Source organism: Paenibacillus sp. FSL R7-269, assembly GCF_000517865.1.
In the GTDB taxonomy this organism is placed as follows: Bacteria; Bacillota; Bacilli; order Paenibacillales; family Paenibacillaceae; genus Paenibacillus_AQ.
In genome coordinates this window covers 15103-38477 of sequence record NZ_ASPS01000027.1, presented here as the reverse complement: position 1 = coordinate 38477, position 23375 = coordinate 15103, and the positions used below count along the sequence as shown (strand labels likewise).

Below are 23375 nucleotides of genomic sequence, written 5' to 3'. Positions count from 1 at the left end.
AAGGGTGCGAAGGGTGCGAAGGGTGCGAAGGGTGCGAAGGGTGCGAAGGGTGCTGACGGTGCCGTCTTCGTAGCGCGCTTCACCTCCGGTTCATCCCCAGATTCTTTTGACAAAAACTGCTGTAACGCTTACCATTCAATATAGAAAGAAAGGAGAGGGTCGCCTTGAATTGGCTCGGATCTTTGCAGCAGTTGGGCAGAGCCATTATGCTTCCTACCATGGTGCTTCCGGCGGCAGCTATCCTGCTGAGTCTGGGCAGCTTACCGTGGTCTGCATGGGGACTTTCTTCGGTATCCGAAGTGACGACGTACGCGGGGCAAGGAATATTCTATTTCATGCCTTATTTGTTTGCTGTCGGTGTTGCGTGGGGGTTGTCCAATCAGGCCGGACCGGCCGGACTGGCCGCGCTCGCAGGGATGTTCACTTATGACCGGATTGTGTCCAACATGGGAGACGGGGCTGTACAGCCTGCAACTTTAATTGGGATTATCCTTGGGATTGTAGCCGGTGTAGCGCATAACCGGTTTAAGAATATCAAGCTGCCGGAGGCGATCCAGTTTTTTGGAGGGTCGCGTTTTGTTTTGCTGTTCATGGGCTTATTCTCGGCGTTATTCGCCTGGGTCATGCTCGGAGTGTCACCGCTCTTGCAGGAGCTACTCAATGAGCTGTTCAGGGTAGTGCAGGTGACCGGCGGGTATGGAGTGTTTGTCTACGGGGTGCTATACAGGGTGCTGACGGCCTTTGGCCTGCACCATATTCTGAATAATGTGTTCTGGTTCCAATTGGGCTCCTTTACGACGCCTGACGGCAGTGCGGTCGTACAGGGGGATTTGCCGCGCTTTTTTGCCGGCGACCCTACAGCAGGTGTGTTCATGGCCGGGCTGTTCCCGATTATGATGTTCGCTCTGCCGGCAATTGCCTTTGCGATCATTCAGGAAGCACGCGAGGACCTCAAGCCCAAGATCAAGAAGACTTTTTTGCGTGCAGCTTTGGTGTGCTTTCTGACCGGCGTGTCGGAGCAGATTGAATTTGCCTTCCTGTTCGCGTCGCCGTATTTGTTTGCGCTGCATGTGGTCATGTCCGGGCTTGCGATGGTGCTGACCTACTCGCTCGGGATTCATCACGGCTTCTCCTATTCTGCGGGGACCATCGACTTCTTCCTCAACATGCATCTGTCCCAGCGGGCTTGGCTGCTGATTCCGATCGGGATCGGCTATGGCATTGTCTATTATAACGTGTTCCGCTGGGCGATCCGCCGGTTCCAGATACCTACGCCGGGCCGCGAGGAAGGCTCTGAACTGGGCGACTGGGCGGGCAATATCCCGTATCAGGCTCCGCTGATTCTGGAGGCGCTGGGCGGCAAGGAGAATATTGTGCAGGTTCAGGCCTGCATCACCCGGCTGAGATTAACGGTGCATAATGACCGCTTCATAGATACAGGGGCGCTTAAGGGGCTGGGTTCCGCAGGTATTATTAAGCTGGGCGGGGGCAATGTGCAGGTCGTCTTCGGGACGTATTCGGAGCTGATCCGTGAGGAGATTGACAAGCTGATGCTGCGCGATCTGCCGCAGGTGCTGTTCAGTGCGCCGATCCAGGGGCGTATGATGCCGATTGAAGAGGTGCCGGATCATATTTTTGCCGCGAAGCTGGTGGGGGATGGAGTGGCCTTTGTCCCGGAAAAGGGAGAGCTGGTCTCGCCCGTATTCGGCAAGGTGATGCACGTATACCCTACAATGCACGCAGTGGGCATAGCTACGCCCGAAGGGCTCGAGGTGCTCATGCATATCGGGATTGATACTTCGCAGCTTAAGGGGCCGTTTGAGGCGCTTGTACAGGAAGGTGACAGCGTGGAGCCGGGGCAGCTGCTGGTCAAGTTTGATCTGGCCTACTTGAAGGAGCATGCCGCTTCACTGGCGACACCGATGGTGATTACCAACCCGGACCGGGTCAAATCCTGGAGCTATGCGCCATTCAAAAACGTGAAAAAGGGGCAGTCTTCCGTTATGTCCGTGGTACTACATGAAAGCAATGTTGGAGGGATCGAAGCATGATACAAGGCATAGGCGCCGCAGCAGGTGTTGCCATCGGGAAGGCCTTTGTCTTGCCGAACTGGGAATGGAGTCTGCCGGACACCCAGGTCAATCCGGTGGATCTGGCGAAGGAGTTCGAACGGTTGTACGAAGGCATTCGAACCTCCAAGGACGAAATCGAGTTTATCAAAAAAGAATTCCGCGAGGTCGTCGGACCAGAGGAATCGAGTATTTTCGATGCCCATCTGGCAATTCTGGATGATCCGGTGTTCATGAGCGAAATCCGCGGCATTATCGAACGCCAATACAAGGCGGCCGAGGTGGCGGTCAAGGAAGCGATCGACCACTTCGTGGCGATGTTCGATTTGCTCGACGATGAATATATGAAGGAGCGGGCTGTGGACATTAAGGATGTCGGTAACCGCCTGCTGAAGCATCTCCTGGGTGCGCCTGAGGTCACTCTGCCGTCGGATACCCAGCCGTACATCCTGGTAGCGAAGGAGTTGTCCCCCTCACAGCTGGCGCATTTGAATCCGGCGTATGTGCTGGGCATCGTGACGATGATGGGCGGCAAAACCTCGCATTCCTCCATCATGGCCCGTGCGCTCGGCATTCCGCTGGTGGCGGGCCTGGAGAACAAGATCCTGACTCCTATCCAGACAGGGGACATGCTGGTGCTCGATGGGGAGACCGGAGCGGTCATGATTCATCCGGATGAATCCACACTTCTTGACTTCAACACCAGACGCGCGAAGCAGCAGCGGAAGCGGGAACAATTGGAGCTGCTTGCAACCGTTGAAGCGGTGACGAAGGACGGTGTGTCTCTGCGGCTGGCCGGCAATATCAGTTCCGTGAAGGAGCTGAATATGGCGCTGAAATACGGGGCCGAGGGAGTGGGGCTGTTCCGCACAGAGTTTCTGTACATGGACCGCAGTTCTTTTCCGACAGAGGAGGAGCAGTTCGAAGTCTACAAGCTGGTCGCGGAAAAAGTCGGCAAGGAGTCCGTGGTCATCCGCACGCTTGATATCGGGGGAGACAAGCATCTGGATTACTTCCAGCTGCCGGAGGAGCAGAACCCGTTCCTTGGCTACCGGGCCATCCGGATCAGCTTGGACCGCAAGGACATGTTCAAAACCCAGATTACAGCCATTCTGCGGGCCAGTCATTACGGCAATGTCCGGATGATGTTCCCGATGATCTCTTCTGTCGAAGAGGTGCAGGCGGCCAAAGCGGTGCTGAACGAGGTGAAAAGTGAGCTGGACAGCCGGGGAGTACCGTATAACCGCGAGATGAAGGTAGGTATAATGATCGAGGTTCCGGCCGCAGTGATGATTGCCGACCTGCTGGCAGAGGAAGTGGACTTCTTCAGTATCGGCACGAATGATTTGGTGCAGTATGTACTGGCTGTGGACCGGATGAATGAGCAGATTGCCCATATGTATCATCCGTACCATCCGGGAGTGCTGCGCATGATCCGCATGACGGTGGATGCGGCACGCAGCGTAGGCATCGATGTCAGTGTATGCGGCGAGATGGCCGCAGACGAGCGCTCACTGCCGCTCTGGCTGGAGCTGGGGATCGGTGTTCTGAGCATGTCGCCGCAAGCCTTGCTGAAGGTGAAGCACCGTACGCTGAACACCCTGGCTTCTGAGGCCAGAGAGATTGCGAAGGTCTGCTTCCGCAACCGCACCAGCTCGGAAACAGAGGAGCAGCTTACAGCTTTTGTAGGACGGAGCGGATTCCCGCTGGGCGCTGGCGGAGATTCCAAAGAGAAGACGTCATAGCCTTCTAGCGGCCGAATATTATTGGCGTACAAGGACAAGTTGAACAAGAATATTGATATTAAGTCCGGGGTGAGGGTCAAGGGGGCCATACACACCGGGCTTTTTTCAATGATAAGAATGTATATGTTTTGGGGTTCCCGCAAAGTATCTGAGTCATCATCGAAGCTTAATCCCCACTTTGTGGGGTTATTTTGCTTTGAAATTACAGGAGAACAAGCCCGCTGTCAAAAAAGCAAAACCGTTTGGACTACTCGGCAGTCAGTATATACAGAAGTCAAAAAAAAGAAAGGGGAGACTAAGCCTGGATGGAACATACGTGGGAAGGCGAGCAGGTGCGCCACTTGAATGAACAGGAGCAGCTGTTTATCAGCCGGGTACTGGAGCAGAAGAAAATACTCTACAGCATTGCGTACAGCTACTTGCGCAGCGAGGCTGAGTCACTTGAAATGGTTCAGGAAACTACATACCGGGCCTGGGTCAAGCGCAGGAGCCTGAAGGACGAGGGCCGGTTCGCACCCTGGCTGACCCGGATTCTGATCAACTGCTGCAAGGATGAACTGAAACGGAGGAAGCGGCTGGCTGCTCCTGTGCCGGAACCGGCAAGCGCTGGACTACAGGAGATGACCAGTGACCGTAAGCTGGATATGGAGCAGGCCCTGGAAGCGGTAAAGCCGAAATACCGTCAGGTGCTTGTGCTGAAATACTACCGGGATATGACGCTGACAGAAATTGCCGAGGTGCTGGGTAAGCCGGAAGGAACGGTTAAGACCTGGCTGAACAAGGGACTTAAGCAGTTGCGCGACAAAATGAGAATCAAAGGGGGACTATAGCATGGTCAAGACAGAAGAAGAGCTGCTGAAGGAGTACTACCACAGTCTGTCGGCAGAAGCGGATGAGGTTGCAGAGATGAAGCTGAATACGGCAATCCGTAAAGGCATAACGCGTTCACGCAGAAGCTCTATGTCACTAAGGAAGCGATATGCTCTGGCTACAGCGGCGGCAGTACTTGGGATTGTGCTGTTATTCTCCTTTCCCCGGGCGGGTGAGGTGTTGAAGACCCAAGGGGCAGCTCCCGATCAGGCAGCAATATATCAGAGCTACGGACCCCTTGAAAAGTACATTCCAGCTGTGATGACCACAAACGCCGTATCTTCGGCAATCGAGGCTGGCCTTGTACAGCGCATTACGGGTGTTACCGCGGAGCAGAACGGATTTGTCCTGACTGTAGACGGAATTGCTGTAGATCAGAAGGGGATTATCATTTTGTATTCCTTGCAGAATAAGACTGATGAGAAGGCCCGAGTAGCACATATTCAGTTAACATCAGCTGTTTCAAATCCTTTGCATACATCCCTGGGGCCTGAGAACTCAATTTCCCCAAATCGTATAACCTACGGGTATGAATTAAGGCAGTGGGAGAGTGATGCAGGCGCTCTTCCCGATCAATTTACGTTTGAGCTGGAGCTTGGTAAATACAAACAGTTTGCCCCAGCTTCAGCAGACAGCCTTTACGCTAAACTGTCTGTAGCCATTCCGCTGGACCGGGAGCAGCTCGCCAAGGCAGGAGAAACCATACATGTAGACAAAACACTGGAAATAGACGGTCAGAAAATTAAAATTAATCAGGTCTATCTGGCCGCCTCCGGCATTTATCTGGACTATACCTGCGACCCGCTGAACTCCAAACAGATCTTCTCCATGTACAAACCGGGGCTCTTGGCAGGCGGCAGTGGTGATTATACGTATCTGGCTTTACGCGCCGCCAGCTTTACGGACAGTGGGGGCAGACTGATATTTGCAAACGACAGCAGCTCTACACAATCGCTCCAGCTGCAAATCAATGGAATTCTGGCGCTGGATAAGAAGGCAACCCAATTAATTGTAGATACGGATAAGCAACAAATTATCAAGGCTCCGGATCCGTATCTGCAAATGTCCGTTCACAACACGGAGAGGGGCTCTACGATGGTGCTGGAGTATGATTCTCAGGCACAGACTAACAGTATCTACAATAACTTAATGCTGGGGCGAAAATTCACCGATGGAGCAGGTTCAGTTCATTCAGCAGATAAGTTTGATATCGATATTCCGCTGCGCACGGAGCCGGAGAATGCGAAGTCAATCCCTCACATGTATTACCAGGGTCTGGGCAGTAATAAATACCCGCAGCCGCTGACGTTCACCATTAAGGCATATCCTGCCCTGATCAAAGAGAAACTGTCCGTTCCAATCCGGTAATCCTCCTTTAAAAGCAGGAACAAGCCCTGAACCCTGTCAGACGACAGGGCAGGGCTTGTTGTTTGTATCAGATATCACTATTGCCTGCTATTCACCAGCAAGCGCATCGCAGAACGCTTTGCCGTAAGGCGGCAGATCCGGCGGGCGGCGGGCGGAGATGATATGGCCGTCAGTGACTACAGGCTCGTCCTTCCAGATGGCTCCAGCGTTCTCCATATCGTCACGGATGCCCGGTGTGGAGGTGACGGTGACCCCTTCAAGTATTTTGGCGGAGATTAAGACCCAGCCTGCATGGCAGATCTGTCCAATCGGCTTCTTCGCAGTATTGAAATCCTGCACCAGCTTCAGCACTGCGCTGTACCGGCGGATTTTGTCGGGAGCCCAGCCTCCGGGAACAAGGATGCCGTCATAGTCGGCTGCCTTAAGCTCATCCCAGCTGTATTCAGCAGTGGCCGGGACGCCATATTTGCCGACATATGTCTTCCCCTTCTCAAGGCCGGCCAAATGAACCTCGGCCCCTTCCTCGCGGACGCGGTATACGGGATACCACAGCTCAAGATCTTCAAATTCATCGTCCACCAGCGCAATGACTTTTTTACCTGACAGTCTCATTCTATACAGCTCCCTTCGGCTTAACTTCCTGATATCTATGTCATTCTATCAAAAGAGACACGTGAAGTCACATTTTGATATGGAAAAAAATTAAATCATTGCCAATTAAAACATGATATGCAAACTTGCAGGGATTCAGGGGAATGAAGTCGAATACTAGAAAGGGAAAAGGCAAAACCATGCGTTTTTAAAAGATCATTCTGAGGTGTGGGAGATGTATAAGGAACAATTAATGAAGAAGTCTTGTGGCTGCGGCGGGATCATGACCATACATATGCATACGCTGATTTATAGTGCGAAGATCAAAATTACTCATGTCCCTGTATATACCTGCGGGCAATGCGCCCGCTATGAGCCCTTGCCGGTTATCAAGCGTGACCTGGGTCTGCTGATCCAGGAGCTTGGAGAGCGTCCTGCGGGCAAGCTGCATTTGTCCTTTGCGGACCGCAATGAGTGGGCCAGTGTGCTGAAGGATACGCTTTCTGCGGGCCTGTTTGCCGGTGGCTTGCCGGAACTGGAGGAGTCTATCCGCACGGCTATGCAGAGCCGGATTGATCTGCTGCTGGATGTATACCGCACGGCTGCGGATCTGTCTGACCGGAAATGGATGGAAGAAATAGGCCTCCGGCTATCCCAGTTGACGGCTCAATCGGCAGAAAGTGCCAAATAAAGAGTATTTTTTGACATTTTGAAAAAAAGTCTGCAAAAACAATGAAAAATTTTCAGTGAATGTTGGATTTTTCACGCGCTTTTTGATACGATAGAGAAAGCTTATAGAAATCTTGAAATTTTAAGGGCTTTCATCTGGAAGTTACTGGAGGATCAGAAATTGGCGGAAGGCGTTAAAGCCGCGCCAGGACTGGCGTTTCAACCTTTGAAAGAAATTTTGAAAGGAAAATGAAGCGTTATCATTGCACAATTGTACAAAGTGTCGTATCATAATTTTAATTAGTCGAACGATAAAATTTATCGCAATGGAGAGAGTAATTTGACGGTAACCATTTACGATGTAGCTCGAGAAGCAGGCGTATCTATGGCTACGGTATCACGGGTTGTGAATAATAACCCCAACGTGAAACCGCAGACCCGGAAGAAGGTTTTTGAAGCGATTGAGCGTTTGGGCTATCGTCCGAATGCTGTGGCGAGAGGTCTCGCCAGCAAGAAAACGACAACCGTAGGGGTTGTTATCCCTGATATCTCAAACTCGATTTTTGCGGAAATTGCACGCGGGATTGAAGATATTGCCAATATGTATCACTACAACATTATTCTCTGTAACGCTGACAAGCGCAAAGAGAAAGAGATTCGTGTCATTAACACACTGCTCGAGAAGCAGGTGGACGGGCTGCTGTTCATGGGCGGAACCGTTACGGAAGAGCATATTCAGGCGTTCCAGACCTCTGCTGTGCCTATCGTACTCTGTGCGACCCGCGATGAGAAGGGAACGTATCCTTCCGTGGATATCGACCACGAGACGGCTGCATTTGATGCAGTGAATACGCTGATCCGCCACGGACACCGTGAGATCGCCATGATCAGCGGCACACTGCAGGACCCTGCGAACGGATATGCCCGGTTCCACGGCTACAAGAAGGCGCTGGAAGCGGCAGGTATCGAGTATCAGGAGGATCTGGTGCGCATCGGTAACTATCGATACGAATCCGGTGTCGAAGCGATGAAGTACTTCCTGGGTCTGAAGAAGAAGCCGACAGCTATCTTTGCCGCTACCGATGAGATGGCAATTGGCGCCATTCACAGTATTCAGGATGAAGGCCTTAAGGTACCGGATGACTTCTCGATTATCAGTGTAGACAACATCCGGATGGCTTCGATGGTTCGTCCGCTCCTCACTACTGTAGCACAGCCGATGTATGATCTCGGTGCTGTAGCGATGAGACTGCTGACGAAGCTGATGAAGAAGGAGACCGTTGAGAATCCGCGGGTAATTTTGCCGCATGAGACCATTCTTCGTCTGTCTGTCAATCATGTCAACAAATAAGATCAGTATGTCTAGCACGTGAATATAGGTTTCTTAAGAAGCTCCTTCGGGAGCTTTTTATGTTTGCGGTCAGAAAATTCAAGGGGGCTATGAAATGAGCGGAGTGCTGGGTCTGATTGGCGCAATGGATGAAGAAATCAAGCTGCTGCTGGAAGAGATGGAGAATCGGCAGACCACGGTGAAGGCCGGAATTACCTTTTATGCAGGGACAGTGTTCGGGAAAGCAGCTGTGGTCTGCAAATCAGGAGTAGGGAAGGTGAACGCCGCAGTAACCACACAGATTCTGCTGGACAGCTTCGACGTAGAGCAGGTGCTGTTCACAGGAGTGGCCGGAGCGCTGCATCCTGAGCTGAACATCGGGGATATTGTTATTTCGTCCTCCTGTATTCAGCATGATATGGATGTTACAGCGCTCGGTTATGCCAGAGGGGTGATTCCCTATCAGGAGATCTCCGCCTTCCAGGCAGATCCTCTGCTGGTGAAGTTAGCAGAAGAGGCTTGTCAAGAGCTGAAGCAGAAGTCTGTAACTGGCATTGTACTGTCCGGGGATCAATTCATCGCCAGCAGGGCATCAGTAGCTATGCTGCGTGAGCAACTGGACGGGGCCTGTGCAGAGATGGAGGGTGCGGCGGTTGCCCAAGTCTGCCATATGAACGGGATACCTTTTGTAGTCGTACGTTCAATGTCAGACAAGGCAGACGGCTCAGCCCATGTAAATTACAGTGAGTTCACCGTAACTGCCTCGCAGCATTCGCATGCCATTCTGGAGCATATGCTTAAGGCAATGTAACCTGCATGCAGGCCGCCTGAATTAATACATAAACCGCTGTCTGAAGCGCACCCGGTCGAAGGTCTCGCGGGAGGATAGCGGTACTTCCTGACCCATGCGGACCATGAGGCAATTGGCCGGATGCGAGCAAATCTCCGGATCATCGGTAGCATACCACACCATATCTACCGTCTTCATCAGCTTCTCCATCATCTGGCGGTACTCCCATACGGTAAGGCCGCTCCCCTTGAGGTCCCAGTGCCAATAATATTCGGTTGTGAATACGATGCAGTTCTCCAGTTGTCCCTCTTCAAAAGCGCTTGAAACCAGCAGCTTCGCAAGCCCGCTCCCGCGGTACTCGTCAGCCACTTCTATAGCTCCCAGCTCAATCAGATCTTCCATTCCGCCCTGAGACCATAACTCCAGTTCATCCGGATAATGAAAAGTGACATAGCCCACGATAACGTCTGAGACCACTGCTGCTACGATGCGTCCTTCAGGTAAGCCCGATATCTCTATCAAGGCTTCAAGCTGCTCCTGCGGCTTACGGAAGGCGTCCAGATCTCGGTGCATACTTAAGGTCTGAAGCGTTTCGGCGGATAAGGGTCCGCGGACAGAAATCAGCCGGCCTTGATGCTCTATCGTATGGAATACAGGGATTTTATAATGCTCCATGCTTGGGCTCCCTCCGGTTCACTATAATATGGAATGTAACCGCTTCCTGTGATATACTGATTCCGACACGGAATATTCACATTTAGAACGTTGACGCAATTAATAGAAGTAGATGGTACCCTTAAAGCTTAAAGCAAACCAGAAGGGGAGGCAAGAGTAATGGGGCAAGTTCAAGGCGAAATTTTGCCGGGCCGGGTGCAGCGCTCGAATATGGAGGATTATTCCCGGGCAGTTGACGAATTCCGGTGGGAGGATGTCGAGCGCAGCTTCTCCTGGCATGGGACCGGCAAGGTGAATATGGCACATGAAGCGATCGACCGTCATGTCGACGAGGGGCGTGGGGCTGCTACGGCACTGATCTACAGCGATGCGGTGCGAGAGGAGCGGTACACCTTCGCCGACTTAAGGGAACGGTCGAACAAGTTCGGTAATGTACTACGCAAATACGGAATCGGCAAAGGCGACCGGGTGTTCATCTTCATGCCGCGTACCCCGGAGCTGTATTTCAGCCTGCTCGGCATACTGAAGACGGGAGCAGTAGCAGGTCCTCTGTTCGAGGCGTTCATGGAGACGGCGGTCAAGGACCGGCTGGAGGACAGCGGAGCCGTGGCGCTAGTGACCACGCCGGAGCTGCTGCACCGGGTGAAGCGGGAGCAGCTCCCAGGACTGCGCCATATCTTTGTGGTAGGAGCTTCTGCTGCTGAAGATTCGGGGCTGCTGAGCTATGAAGCGGAGATGGCTGAGGCGTCCGCTGAGCTGGAACCGGAATGGCTGAGCCTGGACGACGGTCTGATTATGCATTATACCTCCGGTTCCACCGGGAAGCCCAAAGGCATCTACCATGTACAGAGAGCCATGATCCAACACTATTATACAGGCAAGGTAGTCCTGGATTTGCGGCCGGAGGATGTGTACTGGTGCACGGCCGATCCGGGTTGGGTGACTGGAACCTCTTATGGGATCTTTGCCCCCTGGCTAAATGGGGTAGCGAATGTAATCCGTGGAGGCCGCTTCAGTCCGCTGGATTGGTATAAGACGATTGAACGCTTTGGGGTGACGGTATGGTACAGTGCGCCTACGGCTTTCCGGATGCTGATGGGGGCTGGTAAGGAGACTCTGGAGGGGATCAATCTCAGCAGTCTGCGTCATGTGCTGTCTGTCGGCGAGCCGCTGAACCCTGAGGTCGTGCGCTGGGGCGACAAAATCTATCAGCAGCGGATTCATGATACGTGGTGGATGACCGAGACGGGAGCGCAGCTCATCTGCAACTACCCGGGAATGGACATCAAACCAGGCTCCATGGGGCGGCCGTTGCCGGGGATTGAGGCAGCTATCCTTGATGACCGCGGCAACGTGCTGCCGCCTTATGCCATGGGCAATCTGGCTATTCGCACCCCCTGGCCGTCCATGATGGGCAAGGTGTGGAATAACCAGGCTAAATACGATGAATACTTCCGAATTCCGGGATGGTATATCTCCGGGGATTCGGCGTATATGGATGAAGACGGCTACTTCTGGTTCCAGGGCCGGATTGATGATGTGATCAATTCCTCCGGGGAGCGGATTGGACCTTTCGAGGTCGAGAGCAAGCTGGTGGAGCATCCGGCTGTCGCGGAGGCTGGGGTCATCGGCAAGCCGGATGTCATGCGCGGAGAGATCATCAAGGCCTTCATCTCGCTACGGGACGGATACAGTCCAACCGCGGAGCTGAAAGAAGAGATCGCGGCATTTGTCAAAGCCGGCCTGTCTGCCCATGCTGCACCGCGTGAAATCGAGTTTAAGGATAAGCTGCCCAAGACCCGATCCGGCAAAATTATGCGCCGTGTACTGAAGGCCTGGGAGCTGCATCTTCCGGCAGGCGATTTGTCTACCATCGAAGACTAGGCAGAATTTAAAAAAGCCCGTTCCCCTTATCCCGGGGAACGGGCTTTTGAAGCTTATACTGAACTCTGACTGCCCTGCTTAACGTCCGGAGCTGCCTGGTGCGTTAGTAGCGGTACTGCCTCCGGCATTCCCGCCCGTATTCCCGCTGGTATTGCCTGCGGGCTTCCCGCCGCTGTTTCCGCCGGCTGCATTGGTACCGCCTAACGGAGTTGAATCATCAACGGCAGGCGGCTGAACAATGATCATGCCAGGGTCTTCCGTACTATCCGGGATGATTCCGGCGTCCGGTGTCGGCTCTGCGTCCGGCGTCTGTTCCGGAGTAGGCGTAGGCTCAGGTGTCGGCTTAATGCCGCCAGCCACACTGCCGGAAGCAGTCTCATGTCCGGCTACGTCCACGGCAGCCACATAGAAGGTAGCATTAGCGCCTGCTGGAGTACCCGGCTTGAAGACGGTACTTTCCCCAGCCGAGAGAACGGCCTGCTTTTGGAAAGATCCGCCGTTCAGGGAACGGTAGAGGCGGTAGCCGACAACATCCGGCGAACCGCTTGGAGTGAACGTAACTACAGCTTTGCCGGTACTGTAGGAGACGATGACTTCACCGGGAGCACTTGGCCCGTTGCCGTCATCGACCCGCGGATCGACCTCGGTCGGATAGTCGGTCTTAGCATCCTGCGGCATGTAGTACGCCAGTGACTCATGTGATTTCATTGCCGGGAAGGCAGCCAGCAGCTCTTTGACCAGCTCCTGAATCGGCTTCTCGCGCTTGACTACGATCTTCTCCTTCAAGAAATCCTCAGGAGTTCCTTCCAGAGGGATGTAGTTCACCCCGTTGTAAGTGATATATTTGGCATTGGAAATTCCGTCGTCGCTCTCCTTAGGAACGAATTTAGCATTGAACAGATCCGTTGTGAATCTATCCGTCAGCTTGGAAGGCTTCTTGCCGCTGTATGCCGAGACTGTCGCTTTGACGATGCCCTCCGGCTGGGCGAATTCCTTCGTACTGAACAGCTCTGGACGCTTGTCAATCACTGTATTCATTACCTTGGCCCACAGGGTTTGCGCTTGACGCTTCTGCATATCTCCCTGAAGGGTATTGACCTGCTCTTTGTAGCCCACCCAAATTCCAAGGGTGACATCCGGGGAATAGCCCATGAACCAGACATCCCCATAGTTCTGGGTGGAGCCGGTTTTGCCGACAATCGGAACTTCCTTGAAATGCTTATAGTTCCTCTTCACTGTAGTTGCTGTTCCGTCAGTAATTACGGTGCGCAGCATATCCGTCATCAGATAAGCGGTCTGCTTGGAGAAGACCTGCTCCGGGTTAACTTTATGCTGGTAGACGATTTTACCCTGACTGTCCACGATCTTCTCGATCATATAAGCATCATTGAAGGCACCGCCGTTACCGATGGAGGAATAAGCGTTGGTCAGCTCTTCCACGGATACCCCGTATTTCAGACCCCCGATAACCCCGGTCTGAGCGCTATAATCATTGTCCTGGATGGTAGTAATCCCCAGCTTCTTGGAGAAGGTCCAGGCCTTCTCAATTCCCACCTTGTCATTGAACAGCTTCAAGGCGGGAAGGTTCAGGGATTTGTTCAGGGCATAACGGGCGGTAACCAGACCCTGATAACGGTTGTTGGCGTTCTTGGGAATATGGTAGCCTTTGCCCCCGTCCTTCATGACAATCGGCGCATCATCCAGAATGCCGGCAGGCTGAATGAGCCCTGCATCCAGTGCAGGCAGGTACGCCGCAATCGGCTTCATAGTGGAGCCGGGCTGGCGAATCATTTGGGTGGCGTAGTTCATCTGCTCGATGTTGAAATCGCGCCCTTCAATCATGCCGAGAATCGCGCCGGTCTTATTATTGATCATCATACCGGCTGTCTGTTCCTTGCCTCTGGCCTTGCTGTCCTTGGTGAAATTACTGCTGTCATCCGAGATGCTATGCATCGCACTGTACACTTTCTTATCTATGGTGGTGTACACCCGGTAGCCGCCTGTCATCAACTGCTGCCGCGCTTCCTCCAGCAGCTGGGCAGAATCGGTGGCAGCGGCCGCCTTGTCTGACGTACCCTGGTTCAGCTTCAACAGGATTTCGGAGGCTTTGCGTTCGGTCTCCATCATGAGATAAGGGAAGGTGGCATAGGCCTTCTTCGTATGCGGAGCAAGGGAGCTCTTGATATCGAAGAGCAGCGCCTCGTCGTACTGGGAAGTGGTAATCTTGTTCTCCTCCAGCATCCGCCGCAAGACCAGCTTCTGGCGGTCCATCGCCCGGCCGAAGGCCGTCTCGTTGAATTCACCTATGCCATTGAATGCGGAATACTTGGAGGGGAGCTGGGGCAAGCCGGCGAGATACGCCGCCTGGGCCACATTCAGCTTCTCCAGATCATCCAGGCCGAAGATGCCTTTGGCGGCGGCCTTGATACCGAATACATTATAGCCGTTGGAACCGTTCCCGAAAGGAACCTTATTTAAATAAGCCGTTAAAATCTCCTGCTTGGACAAGAAACGTTCCAGCCGCAGGGACAGCAGGATTTCCTTCACCTTGCGGTCTTCCGTGCGGTCCAGGTTCAGGAACACGCGCCGTGCAAGCTGCTGGGTCAGGGTACTGCCCCCGGTCTGAACGGATTCGTTCAGTACCTTTTGCTTGACGGCCCGCAGGGTGCCGCTGAAATCCACCCCTTTATGATTGTAGAAATTATTGTCCTCTATAGCGAGAACGGCATCAATCACAAGCTGCGGGATATCGTTGAATTCAATAAGTCTGCGGTCTTCTTCTGTGCGGAGCTGGCCGATCGGCTGTCCGTCACTGAAATAGGCAAAGCCGGTAATGGCGTTCAGCCCAACCTGCTGCTGGATTAGTTCTTCGGGCCGGACCGGGTCGTCCTTCACTATTGAAGTGACGTAGCCGGCTACAGCGCCGCCGGCGAACAGGCAGCCGAGTATACCGAGTATGAACATCCACTTCACAACTGAACCGAACCTGCGGAGCCAGGATCTGCGCGGTGGACGCTGTTTTGCGGTCTTCTTTTTCTTCTCCTCAACCATCGACGATAATCCTCCTTTTAACGGAACTATTATAGCACAATTTGGCGATTTTGAATGCGCTTCTGCCGGAGAGGATTTTCAAAATAACCCCATAAAGTGGGGACTTCAGCTTAAATATAAGATTTTATATGTTGCACACGATACATTATCCTTCTATTTCTGGTTGAAACGGTACCGTCCTCTAAAAGGACGGCAAAGCCGATTCCACTTGCGATGATGACTCGGATACTGTGCGGAGGCCCCAAAATATATAAATTCTTATCATAAAAAAAGCTCCCGGATAGAAATCCGGGAGCTTTGATCAGATTCCGCTCTAAGCGAATCTTAACGGTTGTAGAATTCGACGATTTGCTTCTCATCGATATCCTGGGACAGCTCGGCACGTTCTGGCAGACGAAGGAATTTACCTTCGAATGATCCGTCAGCATATTCCAGGTAGCTTGGAAGGTGGGAGCGGTTGTCGAGAGCTTCTTTGATCGAAGTCATAGCGCGGCTTCTTTCGCGGAGTCCGATAACGTCGCCAATGCTTACACGGTAAGAAGCGATGTCGACTTTTTTGCCGTTAACGGTTACGTGGCCATGGGATACCAACTGGCGTGCACCTGCACGGGAGTTAGCGAATCCAAGACGGTAAACCAGGTTGTCCAGGCGGCTTTCGAGCAGGAACATGAAGTTTTCGCCCGCAATACCCTGGAGCTTTTGTGCCTTAGTGAAAAGAGTTTTAAACTGCTTTTCGCCCAGGCCGTACATGTGGCGCAGTTTTTGTTTTTCCAAAAGCTGCATTCCGTAGTTACTTACTTTTCTGCGTTGGTTAGCGCCGTGCTGTCCTGGTGGGAAAGGGCGTTTCAGGTCTTTGCCTGTACCGCTAAGGGAAATGCCCAGACGGCGGCTGAGTTTGAATTTAGGTCCGGTGTAACGTGCCATATTATAGTAGACTCCTTTTAATGAAAAAAATTTATTGTAGGGCCTATTTGCGCCGCAATTCGTATCCGTGAAAGCGTTAAATGGTTTCACACTGCCGAGGGAAGTTCAGCCGCTGCCCTGGCAGTAACGAAATGCGTAGAGGGTGACACAACGTTACGCCCAATAAGACTTGTTACAGTCTTGTTCAACAATAAATATTATATGAAAATGACAGTCAAAGTCAAGCGCAACTTAAAAGAGTTTTTGTCTAGGTTTGTCGTTAGTTCTTTGGTCCTAAAAAAAATCCCGGTTTTGCGGAAAATATAATGCAATACCTCAAGAAAGGGAGTAAAATATAACTAATTGGATGTTATCGGAAAACTGTGATTTCAAATATCCTGACTATATATACGCTGGATTGGTAATGTCTCTACTATAGAATCAGGGGGCGTACTCCGGTCTGGCCTGATTGAAGATGCAAAGGAGGTACTCTTTATGTCAGAGCAGGAGGCATACGGCCATAAGGATCGGGACAGCCGTATGCTGTTACAGGACATGAGGCAATCTGGCGGAGGAGATGTAGATCCCGCCGCCTGGCTGAAGGAGACGGATATCGTGTCTCATGATTTCCCCTACGCCGCCAGCTTAATTGCCGAGAGCTTCAGGGAATGGCAAGGACAAGGAGTCCCCTCCTTCACGAAGGCCTGGAGCTGGTGTGTGCTGAATTATAAAGGTGATTGGATTGAGCCCGGCTCTGAATTCCGGCAGGGGCGCTGGAGAGCAGAGTGGGAAGAAGCGGCGGGAATCTGCCTGCAGACAGGCGGGATGTATGCCGCCGAGGTTCTGGAGGAAGGACAAGCCTATTCATTTCTGGCTTTGCCGGTATTTACGCGCGGGCACGGGGAAATATTTGCCGTGCTTGGCTGCAGAATGCCTGCGGAGCAGTACGAGTCGGGCGGGAAGCATACGGCTGAAGCGATGGCGATGCATTTCCAGACCTGCTTTTATCACCAGTTTGAGCATGTGTTTGTCTCGGATCTTGCGGGGATTCATCTGCATGCCGAGCGTGAGGGCAGCCGCCGTTCGCTGCTTTTTCAGATTGTCCAGCGTATGCATGACAACATCGATGTAGACGCCGTACTGACGGAGGTCATTGACAGTATCGCTGCAATGTATCCGGGGGCGCGGCTTGATTTGTTCATGTCACAGGACCATCGCAGCACGCATCCTCAGGTCAAGCCGCTTCCGCTGACATGGTCAAGCAATGATGTCTGTGACCGGGCCTTCAAGGATGGGCGGGTCACACTTCATGCCGGGCGTGATGAGAACGGGACTGTTGAGGTAGGGCTTCCGCTCGGCGGTAAGCAGGGAGTATACGGTGTATTTCATATGATTATGGACAAGGCATCCTTCCATGAGCTGGATCTTAGCTTTCTGACCATGGTCGCGGATACTGCCGGTACAGCGTTTGAGAATGCGAAGCTGTATGAACGCTCCAACCAGCTGATCAGGGAACTGCGTATGAGCAATGAGCTTACCCAGCGGCTGAACCAGAGCCTCAGGCTCGGCGATATTTTCCAGTTTGCCTTTGAAGAGCTGCTGGCTATGTTCGAGGCGGATTATTGCTGTATCCTCCATAAGAATGAAGAACGCGGCGGGCTTGAAGTTATAGCCTGCAATTATTTGCCGCTGCTGGGTGAAATATTGGATGGCAATCAGGGGCTCGGGGGTAAGGTTTACGCTACGGGAGAGCCGCTGCTGCTCTCCGATTACAAATATGCTGCGGGGCAGACTTCGACGCTGATGGATGCTACCGGCGCAGAGTCGCTGATCGCTACTCCGCTGAATGTGGGCGGAGAGGTGCGGGGAGCCATTATGCTGGCGCATAAGCAGGCCCACTTCTTCTCCTATGACAGCTACAGGCTGCTGCAGGCGATGGCCGGTCATATCGGACTGGCTGTCGGAAATGCGAGGCTTCATGCCGAGGTGCGCCGCCTGGCGAACCGGGATACGCTGACCGGACTCTTTGCCCGTCACTATCTGGATGAAGAGATTAAGCAGCGACAGTCGAGTGATTTTTGTGGAACCCTGATCGTGGTGGACATTGACCAGTTCAAGATGGTGAACGACACCTATGGACACCAGAAGGGGGACAAAATCCTGAAGCAGGTCAGCGACATCGTGAAGACCTCGATCCGTCAGGGGGATGTCGCCGCCAGATGGGGCGGGGAAGAGCTTGCGGTCTATCTGCCTCAGCTTGGGGTGCAGCAGGCCGTATTCGTAGGGGAGCGTATCCGCAAGCGTGTAATGGGAGAGACCGAGCCGCGTGTGACCGTGTCCTGCGGGGTCGCCGAATGGAGCTGGACCGATGACCGGGTTAGTGTCGAATCTCTCTTTTACCGGGCAGATATGGCGCTCTACGAAGCTAAGAACAACGGGCGCAATCAGGTAGTGATCGATAACAAAACCACAGAGAATAATTCGAAGAATCCTTGGCCTTAGGCCTTAAGGATTTTTCTTTTTGTGTGCAAATCTAAGAACTTATATGTTTAGGGGTCCCCGCAAAGACCCTGAATAGACATCAAAGCTTAAGCGTCACTTTGAGGGGTGTTTTGCGTCATCCGGCGTATAAGGCCTGTATTCAGGGAGACCCTAGGTAGAATGCAGGTACACTCTATTTTTTGCGGAAAGGGCTTGATGGCCATGATGAACTTACGACGCGTCCGCACGGGATTTCTTGCACTGCTGACGCTCTCCAGCCTTGCATTCTGCGGGTGCACGGTGATGAAGGACAAACCGGCTGCGGAGGATTTGAATCTGGTAATGGCGGGGATGGATGGCACTGACGGGGTGTCCTTCGAAGGAGCGGCTGCGCTGCTGATCGACGGGAAGACGGTCCCGGAATCTTCGCTCTACTATGGGGGTAAGGTTGCGGATCACAACCAGATCAGCCTCTATTCGCTTCTGCCGGACGGCGGACAACCCGCTCCTGCGGCGGAGTCCGGTCCGCATTCTCTGAAGCAGGGCTCGGGTGATGCGCCAGTCTATTATACACGCATGGTGAAGGAAGACGGGAAATGGACGATGAAGCAGGCCTCTCCGGCCCTGGGCGGCAGTAATCCGCTGGAGGCGCTGAATCCGCTGCGCCAGCTGGAGGAGCTGGAGAAGCTGGACAAGAAGGTGACGGAGGAAGCGGGCAGCGCCAGAGGGACCCGGGTCCTGCGGATTGAATTAACGGCAGAGGAGGCGCGCAGACAGCTCTCGGCTGAGCTTGCGCAGAAGATGCAGGCAATCAAGCCGGCTGCCCGTGGAGACGCTGCTGTGCCTGCTGACACTCACGCTAAGGCACTTGCGGCTAAGAGCGCACTGTGGGAACAGAAGCTGACAGAGCTGCAGCAGAGGCTGAACCAGGCGGATATCCGTACGGTATATTATCTTAAGGTCGACCCGAAGCGGAATCTGCCCACCCGGCTGACCTCGAACCGCACCCTAACCTATCCCGGCAAGGCCGGAGTGACCACGAAAGAAGCCTATATTACGCAGGTGGATTTCTACGGTTATAAGTGAGCGGTTCTCTTCCCGCAGATGGCTTGCGCTCTATGACAGGCGTGCTACAATATAACGGTATGTTTATTTTCAGTAAGAGGAAGGAAGAGAGAGACAGATGAATGATCCCCGGATTCAAAAGCTTGCGGCGAACCTTGTAGGTTACTCCGTAAACGTACAGCCTGGCGAGAACGTGCTCGTCGAAATGATCGGCAGTGAACGAGATTTGATCAAAGCTGTTGTGGAGGAAGTGGGTAAGGCCGGAGGCCGTGCATTTGTGCAGCTGACCGACCGCACAGTTCTGCGCAGTATGCTCAAATATGCAACACCTGAAGGAATCAAGACCTGGGCAGAGATCGATTTGAACCGGATGAAGCAGATGGACTGCTATATCGGCATCCGTGCCGGTGAGAATGTCAATGATCTGTCCGATGTGCCGGAAGAGAACATGAAGCTCTACAACTCCCTGTATTCCCACCCGGTACATAGCGAACAGCGCGTTAAGCACACCAAATGGGTGGTGCTGCGTTACCCTAACGCCAGTATGGCCCAGCTCGCCAACACGAGCACAGAGGCCTTTGAGGACTTTTACTTCGAAGTCTGCAACCTGGATTATGCCAAAATGGACAAAGCCCAGGATTCGCTGGCTGAGCTTATGCGCAGAACCGACAAGGTGCGTATCGAAGGTCCCGGAACAGACCTTACATTCTCCATCAAGGGAATCGGGGCGGAGAAATGCTCCGGCCAGAAAAATATTCCGGACGGAGAAGTGTACAGCGCGCCTGTCCGTGATTCCGTGAATGGAACGATCAGCTATAATGCCGCATCAATCTACAACGGGGTGACCTTCGAGAATGTGAAGTTCACTTTCGAGAACGGCCGGATCGTAGAGGCTACCAGCAATGATAGCGCACGGCTGAATGAAATTCTGGATTCCGATGACGGCGCGCGCCATATCGGCGAGTTCGCCATCGGCTTCAACCCTTATATTCTGCATCCGATGAAGGATATTCTGTTCGATGAGAAAATTGCCGGCAGTCTGCACTTCACACCGGGCCAGGCTTATGATGTGACGGATAACGGCAACCGTTCGTCCATTCACTGGGACCTCGTGCTGATTCAGCGACCTGATTACGGCGGCGGCGAAATTTACTTCGACGATGTGCTGATCCGTAAGGATGGGATTTTTGTGGTGCCGGAACTGGAAGGTCTGAATCCGGAGAACCTGAAATAAAATGGTACAAAAGCGGTGATTCCAAAAGCACGTAATGGCCTGTTTCCAAGAAACACCTTGCGTGAGTAAGCGGATTCAATGTATCATGGAATTGGTAACAAGTGAACATAAGTATATAATCAAGTTGCGGAGGGATTCCTATGTCCAACAATGCGGCAATCGTGGATATTGCACAGACAGCAAGCCAATTTAATTCATCTATCGTTCTTCAAGCGGACAACAAGTACATTGATGTTAAGAGCATCCTGGGCTTGTTCACTACTCTGGTATCCAGCCAAAGCTACGAGCTGCATGTACATGGCACAGATGCCGAGGAAGCCAAGAAAGCCATGAGCGAAGTTTTTGCCAAACACAATTTGAATTTTACAGTAGTAGCAGAGTAATTCCAGTTTCTTCTCAGACGTCCGGCCTTGCGGCTGGGCGTCTTTGCTGTGCAGCGGGGTGATTTTGCAGGAACTTCAGGAATAACCCAAACTGAAATCTTGTATTAGGTCCTAATTTCGACTAATATTAAGAATAATAAGCAATCGCTGCTGTAACTTTTGGACATGGGGGGGAAAATGCATGACTTCATCGGATTTGCAGGAACAGCTCAATATCAAAGCAATCAATCTTCTTCAAGAAGATGCCGATAAAATTCAGAAGCTCATTGAAGTACAGATGGAGAATTTGGCAACCCGTTACTGCCCTCTCTATGAGGAAGTGCTGGATACCCAGATGTACGGCTTCTCCAGAGAGGTCGATTTTGCGGTCAGAGCGGGGCTGGTGCCTGAGCTTACAGGCAAGCAGGTGCTGAGCAAGCTGGAACGCAATTTGGCTGTACTGTATGAGGCGCTGAACAAGAAGGCTGAGGAGCGGGAGATGTAAGTCCCGGTCATCAAGTGGAAACGGCATTGCCGTCCTTGTTAAGGACGGTTCCGTTTAATTCTTATATTTTCAACAAAACGCACATGAAGGACCCGGGGGTCGATCATGTGCGTTTTTTTAATGGAGCTATAGGGCCTCAGAAGGGCAATCAGACCAAATAGAAAGACACGCCCAGAATCATGTAGACCGCCAGCAGCAGGAGACCCTCGTACCAGTTGGTTGCGCCGTCCTGAATAATCGATTTGGCGATGAACACCGATACGGCAATGGCTACGATCTCAATCGTGGTGAACACAATCGACATGGTGTTGCCCATGAAATAACTGGCGAAGATCAGCACAGGAGCGACGAACAGGGCAATCTGCAGACTGCTGCCTACGGCGATCTCAACTGCGGCTCCGATCTTGTTCTTCATGGCGAGCATAATGGCAGCGCTGTGTTCTGCGGCGTTACCGATAATTGCTACAAGGAATGCACCGACGAACAGCTCGCTGAAGCCAAAGCGTTCGGTGAGAGTCTCCAGCGTTCCGACCAGCCATTCACTGACGAAGGCGACCATCACAGTGGCAAGGACGAGATAGAGGATTGAACGGTTCCGGGACCAGACTGGAGCATGCTCATTCGGCAGCTCTTCCGCAGTATCGTCCGTAACATCCGCCAAATACTTCTTGTGTGTGATCATGGAGAAGACCAGCCAGGCAAGGTAGGCGGCAATCAGCAGGCCGGCAACAACAAGGCTAAGCACATCAGTGTCTTTCTCAGTGATGGAATGCGTGTTGAAGAACATGGCCGGGACGAACAGGGCGATGACCGCAACAATCATCAGCGAGCCGTTCAGACCGGCGAGTGTGACATTGAAGTTCTGAACCTTGAACTTCATGCCCCCGGCAAAAATGCTAAGTCCGAGGACGAGCAGCAGGTTGCCGATGATGGAGCCGGTCAGACTCGCTTTTACCATGTCAAACAGTCCTTCCTTGACTAAGAAGAAGGCGATGATCAGCTCGGCCGCATTGCCGAAGGTTGCGTTCAGGAACCCTCCAAGCCGCTGTCCGGCGTAGTGGGCTACACTCTCAGTGGCCCGGCCGAGGAAACCGGCCACGAAGATGACTGAAACGGCGGACAATACGAACTGAAGCGTATGATCCCAATTCGCGTAATGCCCTATGGCGCTAAGGATGAAGCTGATGACCAGCAGCGCCGGTGAGATCCATTTTTTCAAGGGTAAGCACTCTCCAGTCTCTATATGTAGGTTGAATTTATAATCAATATACCCAAATTGTTCCTGGCTGTAAACGGGGGTGAGAGAAAGTCATTTGCTTTTTAGCCTGCTTTGGAATTACAATAATTGATAATGAGAGTAGGGGGGATATGGCATGGCAGAACAGCTTCAACTGGAATTGGGAAATATACGGATATCGAATGACGTTGTCTCAAAAATTGCCGGCCTGGCCGCGCTTGAGACTCCCGGAATTGCAGCTATGTCTGGCGGTTTGTCAGAGGGCTGGGCAAAGCGCCTGAGCGGCAAGAACGTGCAGAAGGGTGTTACTGTCGAAGTGGGTCAATTGGAAGCTGCAGTCGATCTGCGCATCATCGTACTGTACGAAACGCCGATTCATGAAGTGTGCCGCATGCTTCAGCAGAATGTTCGCGAGGCTGTGGAGAGTATGACCGGACTTCACATCGTAGAGGTTAACGTTAAGGTCGAAGGCGTAGCCTTCAAGAACGACGAGATTTCTTAAGCACAATTATATTAGTCATCCATGCAAAAGGCAGTCCGGAATAT

19 protein-coding genes are annotated in these 23375 nt (G+C 52.6%); 14 read left to right on the top strand and 5 right to left on the bottom strand.

The window, feature by feature from the left end:
- The first annotated feature begins 164 nt into the window (after positions 1 to 164).
- The 4 genes from C162_RS13605 (at position 165) to C162_RS13590 (ending at position 6052) form a co-directional block, all read left to right on the top strand.
- Positions 165 to 2051, top strand: a complete 1887-nt coding sequence (locus tag C162_RS13605; protein WP_036695021.1) for a glucose PTS transporter subunit IIA — start codon at positions 165 to 167, stop codon at positions 2049 to 2051.
- On the top strand, positions 2048 to 3814 hold the full coding sequence (gene ptsP / locus C162_RS13600; protein WP_036695020.1) for a phosphoenolpyruvate--protein phosphotransferase: 1767 nt from the start codon (positions 2048 to 2050) through the stop codon (positions 3812 to 3814). Before C162_RS13605 ends, ptsP begins: the two co-directional genes overlap by 4 nt.
- A 305-nt stretch (positions 3815 to 4119) precedes the next feature.
- On the top strand, positions 4120 to 4644 hold the full coding sequence (locus C162_RS13595; RefSeq protein ID WP_051493471.1) for a sigma-70 family RNA polymerase sigma factor: 525 nt from the start codon (positions 4120 to 4122) through the stop codon (positions 4642 to 4644).
- Position 4645: 1 nt separating this feature from the next.
- Positions 4646 to 6052: a DUF4179 domain-containing protein gene (locus tag C162_RS13590; RefSeq protein ID WP_036695019.1), complete on the top strand. Its 1407-nt coding sequence runs from the start codon at positions 4646 to 4648 to the stop codon at positions 6050 to 6052.
- Positions 6053 to 6139: 87 nt separating this feature from the next.
- On the opposite strand, the gene C162_RS13585 is transcribed toward C162_RS13590, so the two are convergent.
- Positions 6140 to 6664 carry a type 1 glutamine amidotransferase domain-containing protein gene (locus C162_RS13585; RefSeq protein WP_036695018.1) on the bottom strand — a complete coding sequence of 175 codons (525 nt, stop codon included), beginning with the start codon at positions 6662 to 6664 and terminating at the stop codon, positions 6140 to 6142.
- A 232-nt stretch (positions 6665 to 6896) separates the two neighbouring features.
- Between C162_RS13585 and C162_RS13580 the strand changes: the two genes are divergently transcribed.
- From C162_RS13580 to C162_RS13570, 3 genes are all read left to right on the top strand, one after another.
- A complete protein-coding gene (locus C162_RS13580) occupies positions 6897 to 7334 on the top strand; it encodes a hypothetical protein (protein ID WP_036695129.1) in 438 nt (145 codons plus the stop codon).
- A gap of 318 nt (positions 7335 to 7652) precedes the next feature.
- Positions 7653 to 8663: a catabolite control protein A gene (ccpA, locus tag C162_RS13575; protein ID WP_036695017.1), complete on the top strand. Its 1011-nt coding sequence runs from the start codon at positions 7653 to 7655 to the stop codon at positions 8661 to 8663.
- 94 nt (positions 8664 to 8757) lie between these two features.
- A complete protein-coding gene (locus C162_RS13570) occupies positions 8758 to 9453 on the top strand; it encodes a 5'-methylthioadenosine/adenosylhomocysteine nucleosidase (RefSeq protein WP_036695016.1) in 696 nt (231 codons plus the stop codon).
- 21 nt (positions 9454 to 9474) lie between these two features.
- Here the strand turns inward: C162_RS13570 and C162_RS13565 are convergent, their stop codons facing one another.
- The gene (locus C162_RS13565) at positions 9475 to 10107 is read right to left on the bottom strand and encodes a GNAT family N-acetyltransferase (protein WP_036695015.1); all 633 of its coding nucleotides are present in this window, start codon (positions 10105 to 10107) and stop codon (positions 9475 to 9477) included.
- A gap of 159 nt (positions 10108 to 10266) precedes the next feature.
- On the opposite strand from C162_RS13565, the gene acsA reads away from it, so the two are divergent.
- Positions 10267 to 11991: an acetate--CoA ligase gene (gene acsA / locus C162_RS13560; RefSeq protein ID WP_036695014.1), complete on the top strand. Its 1725-nt coding sequence runs from the start codon at positions 10267 to 10269 to the stop codon at positions 11989 to 11991.
- A gap of 78 nt (positions 11992 to 12069) precedes the next feature.
- Here acsA and C162_RS13555 read toward each other — a convergent pair whose 3' ends face one another.
- Both C162_RS13555 and rpsD read right to left on the bottom strand, forming a co-directional pair.
- Positions 12070 to 15042, bottom strand: coding sequence for a transglycosylase domain-containing protein (locus C162_RS13555; RefSeq protein ID WP_036695013.1), 2973 nt, complete (start codon positions 15040 to 15042; stop codon positions 12070 to 12072).
- Between the two features lie 324 nt (positions 15043 to 15366).
- Positions 15367 to 15966, bottom strand: coding sequence for a 30S ribosomal protein S4 (rpsD, locus tag C162_RS13550; protein ID WP_036695012.1), 600 nt, complete (start codon positions 15964 to 15966; stop codon positions 15367 to 15369).
- Positions 15967 to 16440: 474 nt separating this feature from the next.
- Here rpsD and C162_RS13545 point away from each other — a divergent pair, with 474 nt between their 5' ends.
- The 5 genes from C162_RS13545 (at position 16441) to C162_RS13525 (ending at position 21592) form a co-directional block, all read left to right on the top strand.
- The gene (locus C162_RS13545; protein ID WP_036695011.1) at positions 16441 to 18447 is read left to right on the top strand and encodes a sensor domain-containing diguanylate cyclase; all 2007 of its coding nucleotides are present in this window, start codon (positions 16441 to 16443) and stop codon (positions 18445 to 18447) included.
- Between the two features lie 201 nt (positions 18448 to 18648).
- Positions 18649 to 19512 (top strand): hypothetical protein, encoded by an 864-nt coding sequence (locus C162_RS13540; RefSeq protein ID WP_156949626.1) that lies wholly within the window; start codon positions 18649 to 18651, stop codon positions 19510 to 19512.
- Positions 19513 to 19609: 97 nt separating this feature from the next.
- Positions 19610 to 20725 (top strand): aminopeptidase, encoded by a 1116-nt coding sequence (locus tag C162_RS13535; RefSeq protein WP_036695009.1) that lies wholly within the window; start codon positions 19610 to 19612, stop codon positions 20723 to 20725.
- A gap of 140 nt (positions 20726 to 20865) precedes the next feature.
- Positions 20866 to 21108, top strand: coding sequence for an HPr family phosphocarrier protein (locus tag C162_RS13530; RefSeq protein WP_036695008.1), 243 nt, complete (start codon positions 20866 to 20868; stop codon positions 21106 to 21108).
- 181 nt (positions 21109 to 21289) lie between these two features.
- Complete coding sequence (locus C162_RS13525; RefSeq protein WP_036695007.1) at positions 21290 to 21592, top strand: YlaN family protein; 303 nt, start codon at positions 21290 to 21292, stop codon at positions 21590 to 21592.
- A gap of 148 nt (positions 21593 to 21740) precedes the next feature.
- On the opposite strand, the gene cax is transcribed toward C162_RS13525, so the two are convergent.
- Complete coding sequence (gene cax / locus C162_RS13520; protein WP_036695006.1) at positions 21741 to 22811, bottom strand: calcium/proton exchanger; 1071 nt, start codon at positions 22809 to 22811, stop codon at positions 21741 to 21743.
- Positions 22812 to 22965: 154 nt separating this feature from the next.
- Between cax and C162_RS13515 the strand changes: the two genes are divergently transcribed.
- Entirely contained in the window at positions 22966 to 23331 is a 366-nt protein-coding gene (locus C162_RS13515) for an Asp23/Gls24 family envelope stress response protein (protein ID WP_036695005.1), read from the top strand.
- Positions 23332 to 23375 lie beyond the last annotated feature (44 nt).

What these genes read in the sequence shown, in the direction of transcription:
- C162_RS13540 (WP_156949626.1), top strand. Translation starts at nt 18,649, where the DNA reads ATGATGAACTTACGACGCGTCCGCACGGGATTTCTTGCACTGCTGACG.
- C162_RS13585 (WP_036695018.1), bottom strand. Translation starts at nt 6,664, where the DNA reads ATGAGACTGTCAGGTAAAAAAGTCATTGCGCTGGTGGACGATGAATTT.
- ptsP (WP_036695020.1), top strand. Translation starts at nt 2,048, where the DNA reads ATGATACAAGGCATAGGCGCCGCAGCAGGTGTTGCCATCGGGAAGGCC.
- acsA (WP_036695014.1), top strand. Translation starts at nt 10,267, where the DNA reads ATGGGGCAAGTTCAAGGCGAAATTTTGCCGGGCCGGGTGCAGCGCTCG.
- C162_RS13525 (WP_036695007.1), top strand. Translation starts at nt 21,290, where the DNA reads ATGACTTCATCGGATTTGCAGGAACAGCTCAATATCAAAGCAATCAAT.
- C162_RS13570 (WP_036695016.1), top strand. Translation starts at nt 8,758, where the DNA reads ATGAGCGGAGTGCTGGGTCTGATTGGCGCAATGGATGAAGAAATCAAG.
- C162_RS13555 (WP_036695013.1), bottom strand. Translation starts at nt 15,042, where the DNA reads ATGGTTGAGGAGAAGAAAAAGAAGACCGCAAAACAGCGTCCACCGCGC.
- C162_RS13590 (WP_036695019.1), top strand. Translation starts at nt 4,646, where the DNA reads ATGGTCAAGACAGAAGAAGAGCTGCTGAAGGAGTACTACCACAGTCTG.
- C162_RS13515 (WP_036695005.1), top strand. Translation starts at nt 22,966, where the DNA reads ATGGCAGAACAGCTTCAACTGGAATTGGGAAATATACGGATATCGAAT.
- C162_RS13545 (WP_036695011.1), top strand. Translation starts at nt 16,441, where the DNA reads ATGTCAGAGCAGGAGGCATACGGCCATAAGGATCGGGACAGCCGTATG.
- C162_RS13535 (WP_036695009.1), top strand. Translation starts at nt 19,610, where the DNA reads ATGAATGATCCCCGGATTCAAAAGCTTGCGGCGAACCTTGTAGGTTAC.
- C162_RS13595 (WP_051493471.1), top strand. Translation starts at nt 4,120, where the DNA reads ATGGAACATACGTGGGAAGGCGAGCAGGTGCGCCACTTGAATGAACAG.
- C162_RS13530 (WP_036695008.1), top strand. Translation starts at nt 20,866, where the DNA reads ATGTCCAACAATGCGGCAATCGTGGATATTGCACAGACAGCAAGCCAA.
- rpsD (WP_036695012.1), bottom strand. Translation starts at nt 15,966, where the DNA reads ATGGCACGTTACACCGGACCTAAATTCAAACTCAGCCGCCGTCTGGGC.
- C162_RS13580 (WP_036695129.1), top strand. Translation starts at nt 6,897, where the DNA reads ATGAAGAAGTCTTGTGGCTGCGGCGGGATCATGACCATACATATGCAT.
- C162_RS13565 (WP_036695015.1), bottom strand. Translation starts at nt 10,107, where the DNA reads ATGGAGCATTATAAAATCCCTGTATTCCATACGATAGAGCATCAAGGC.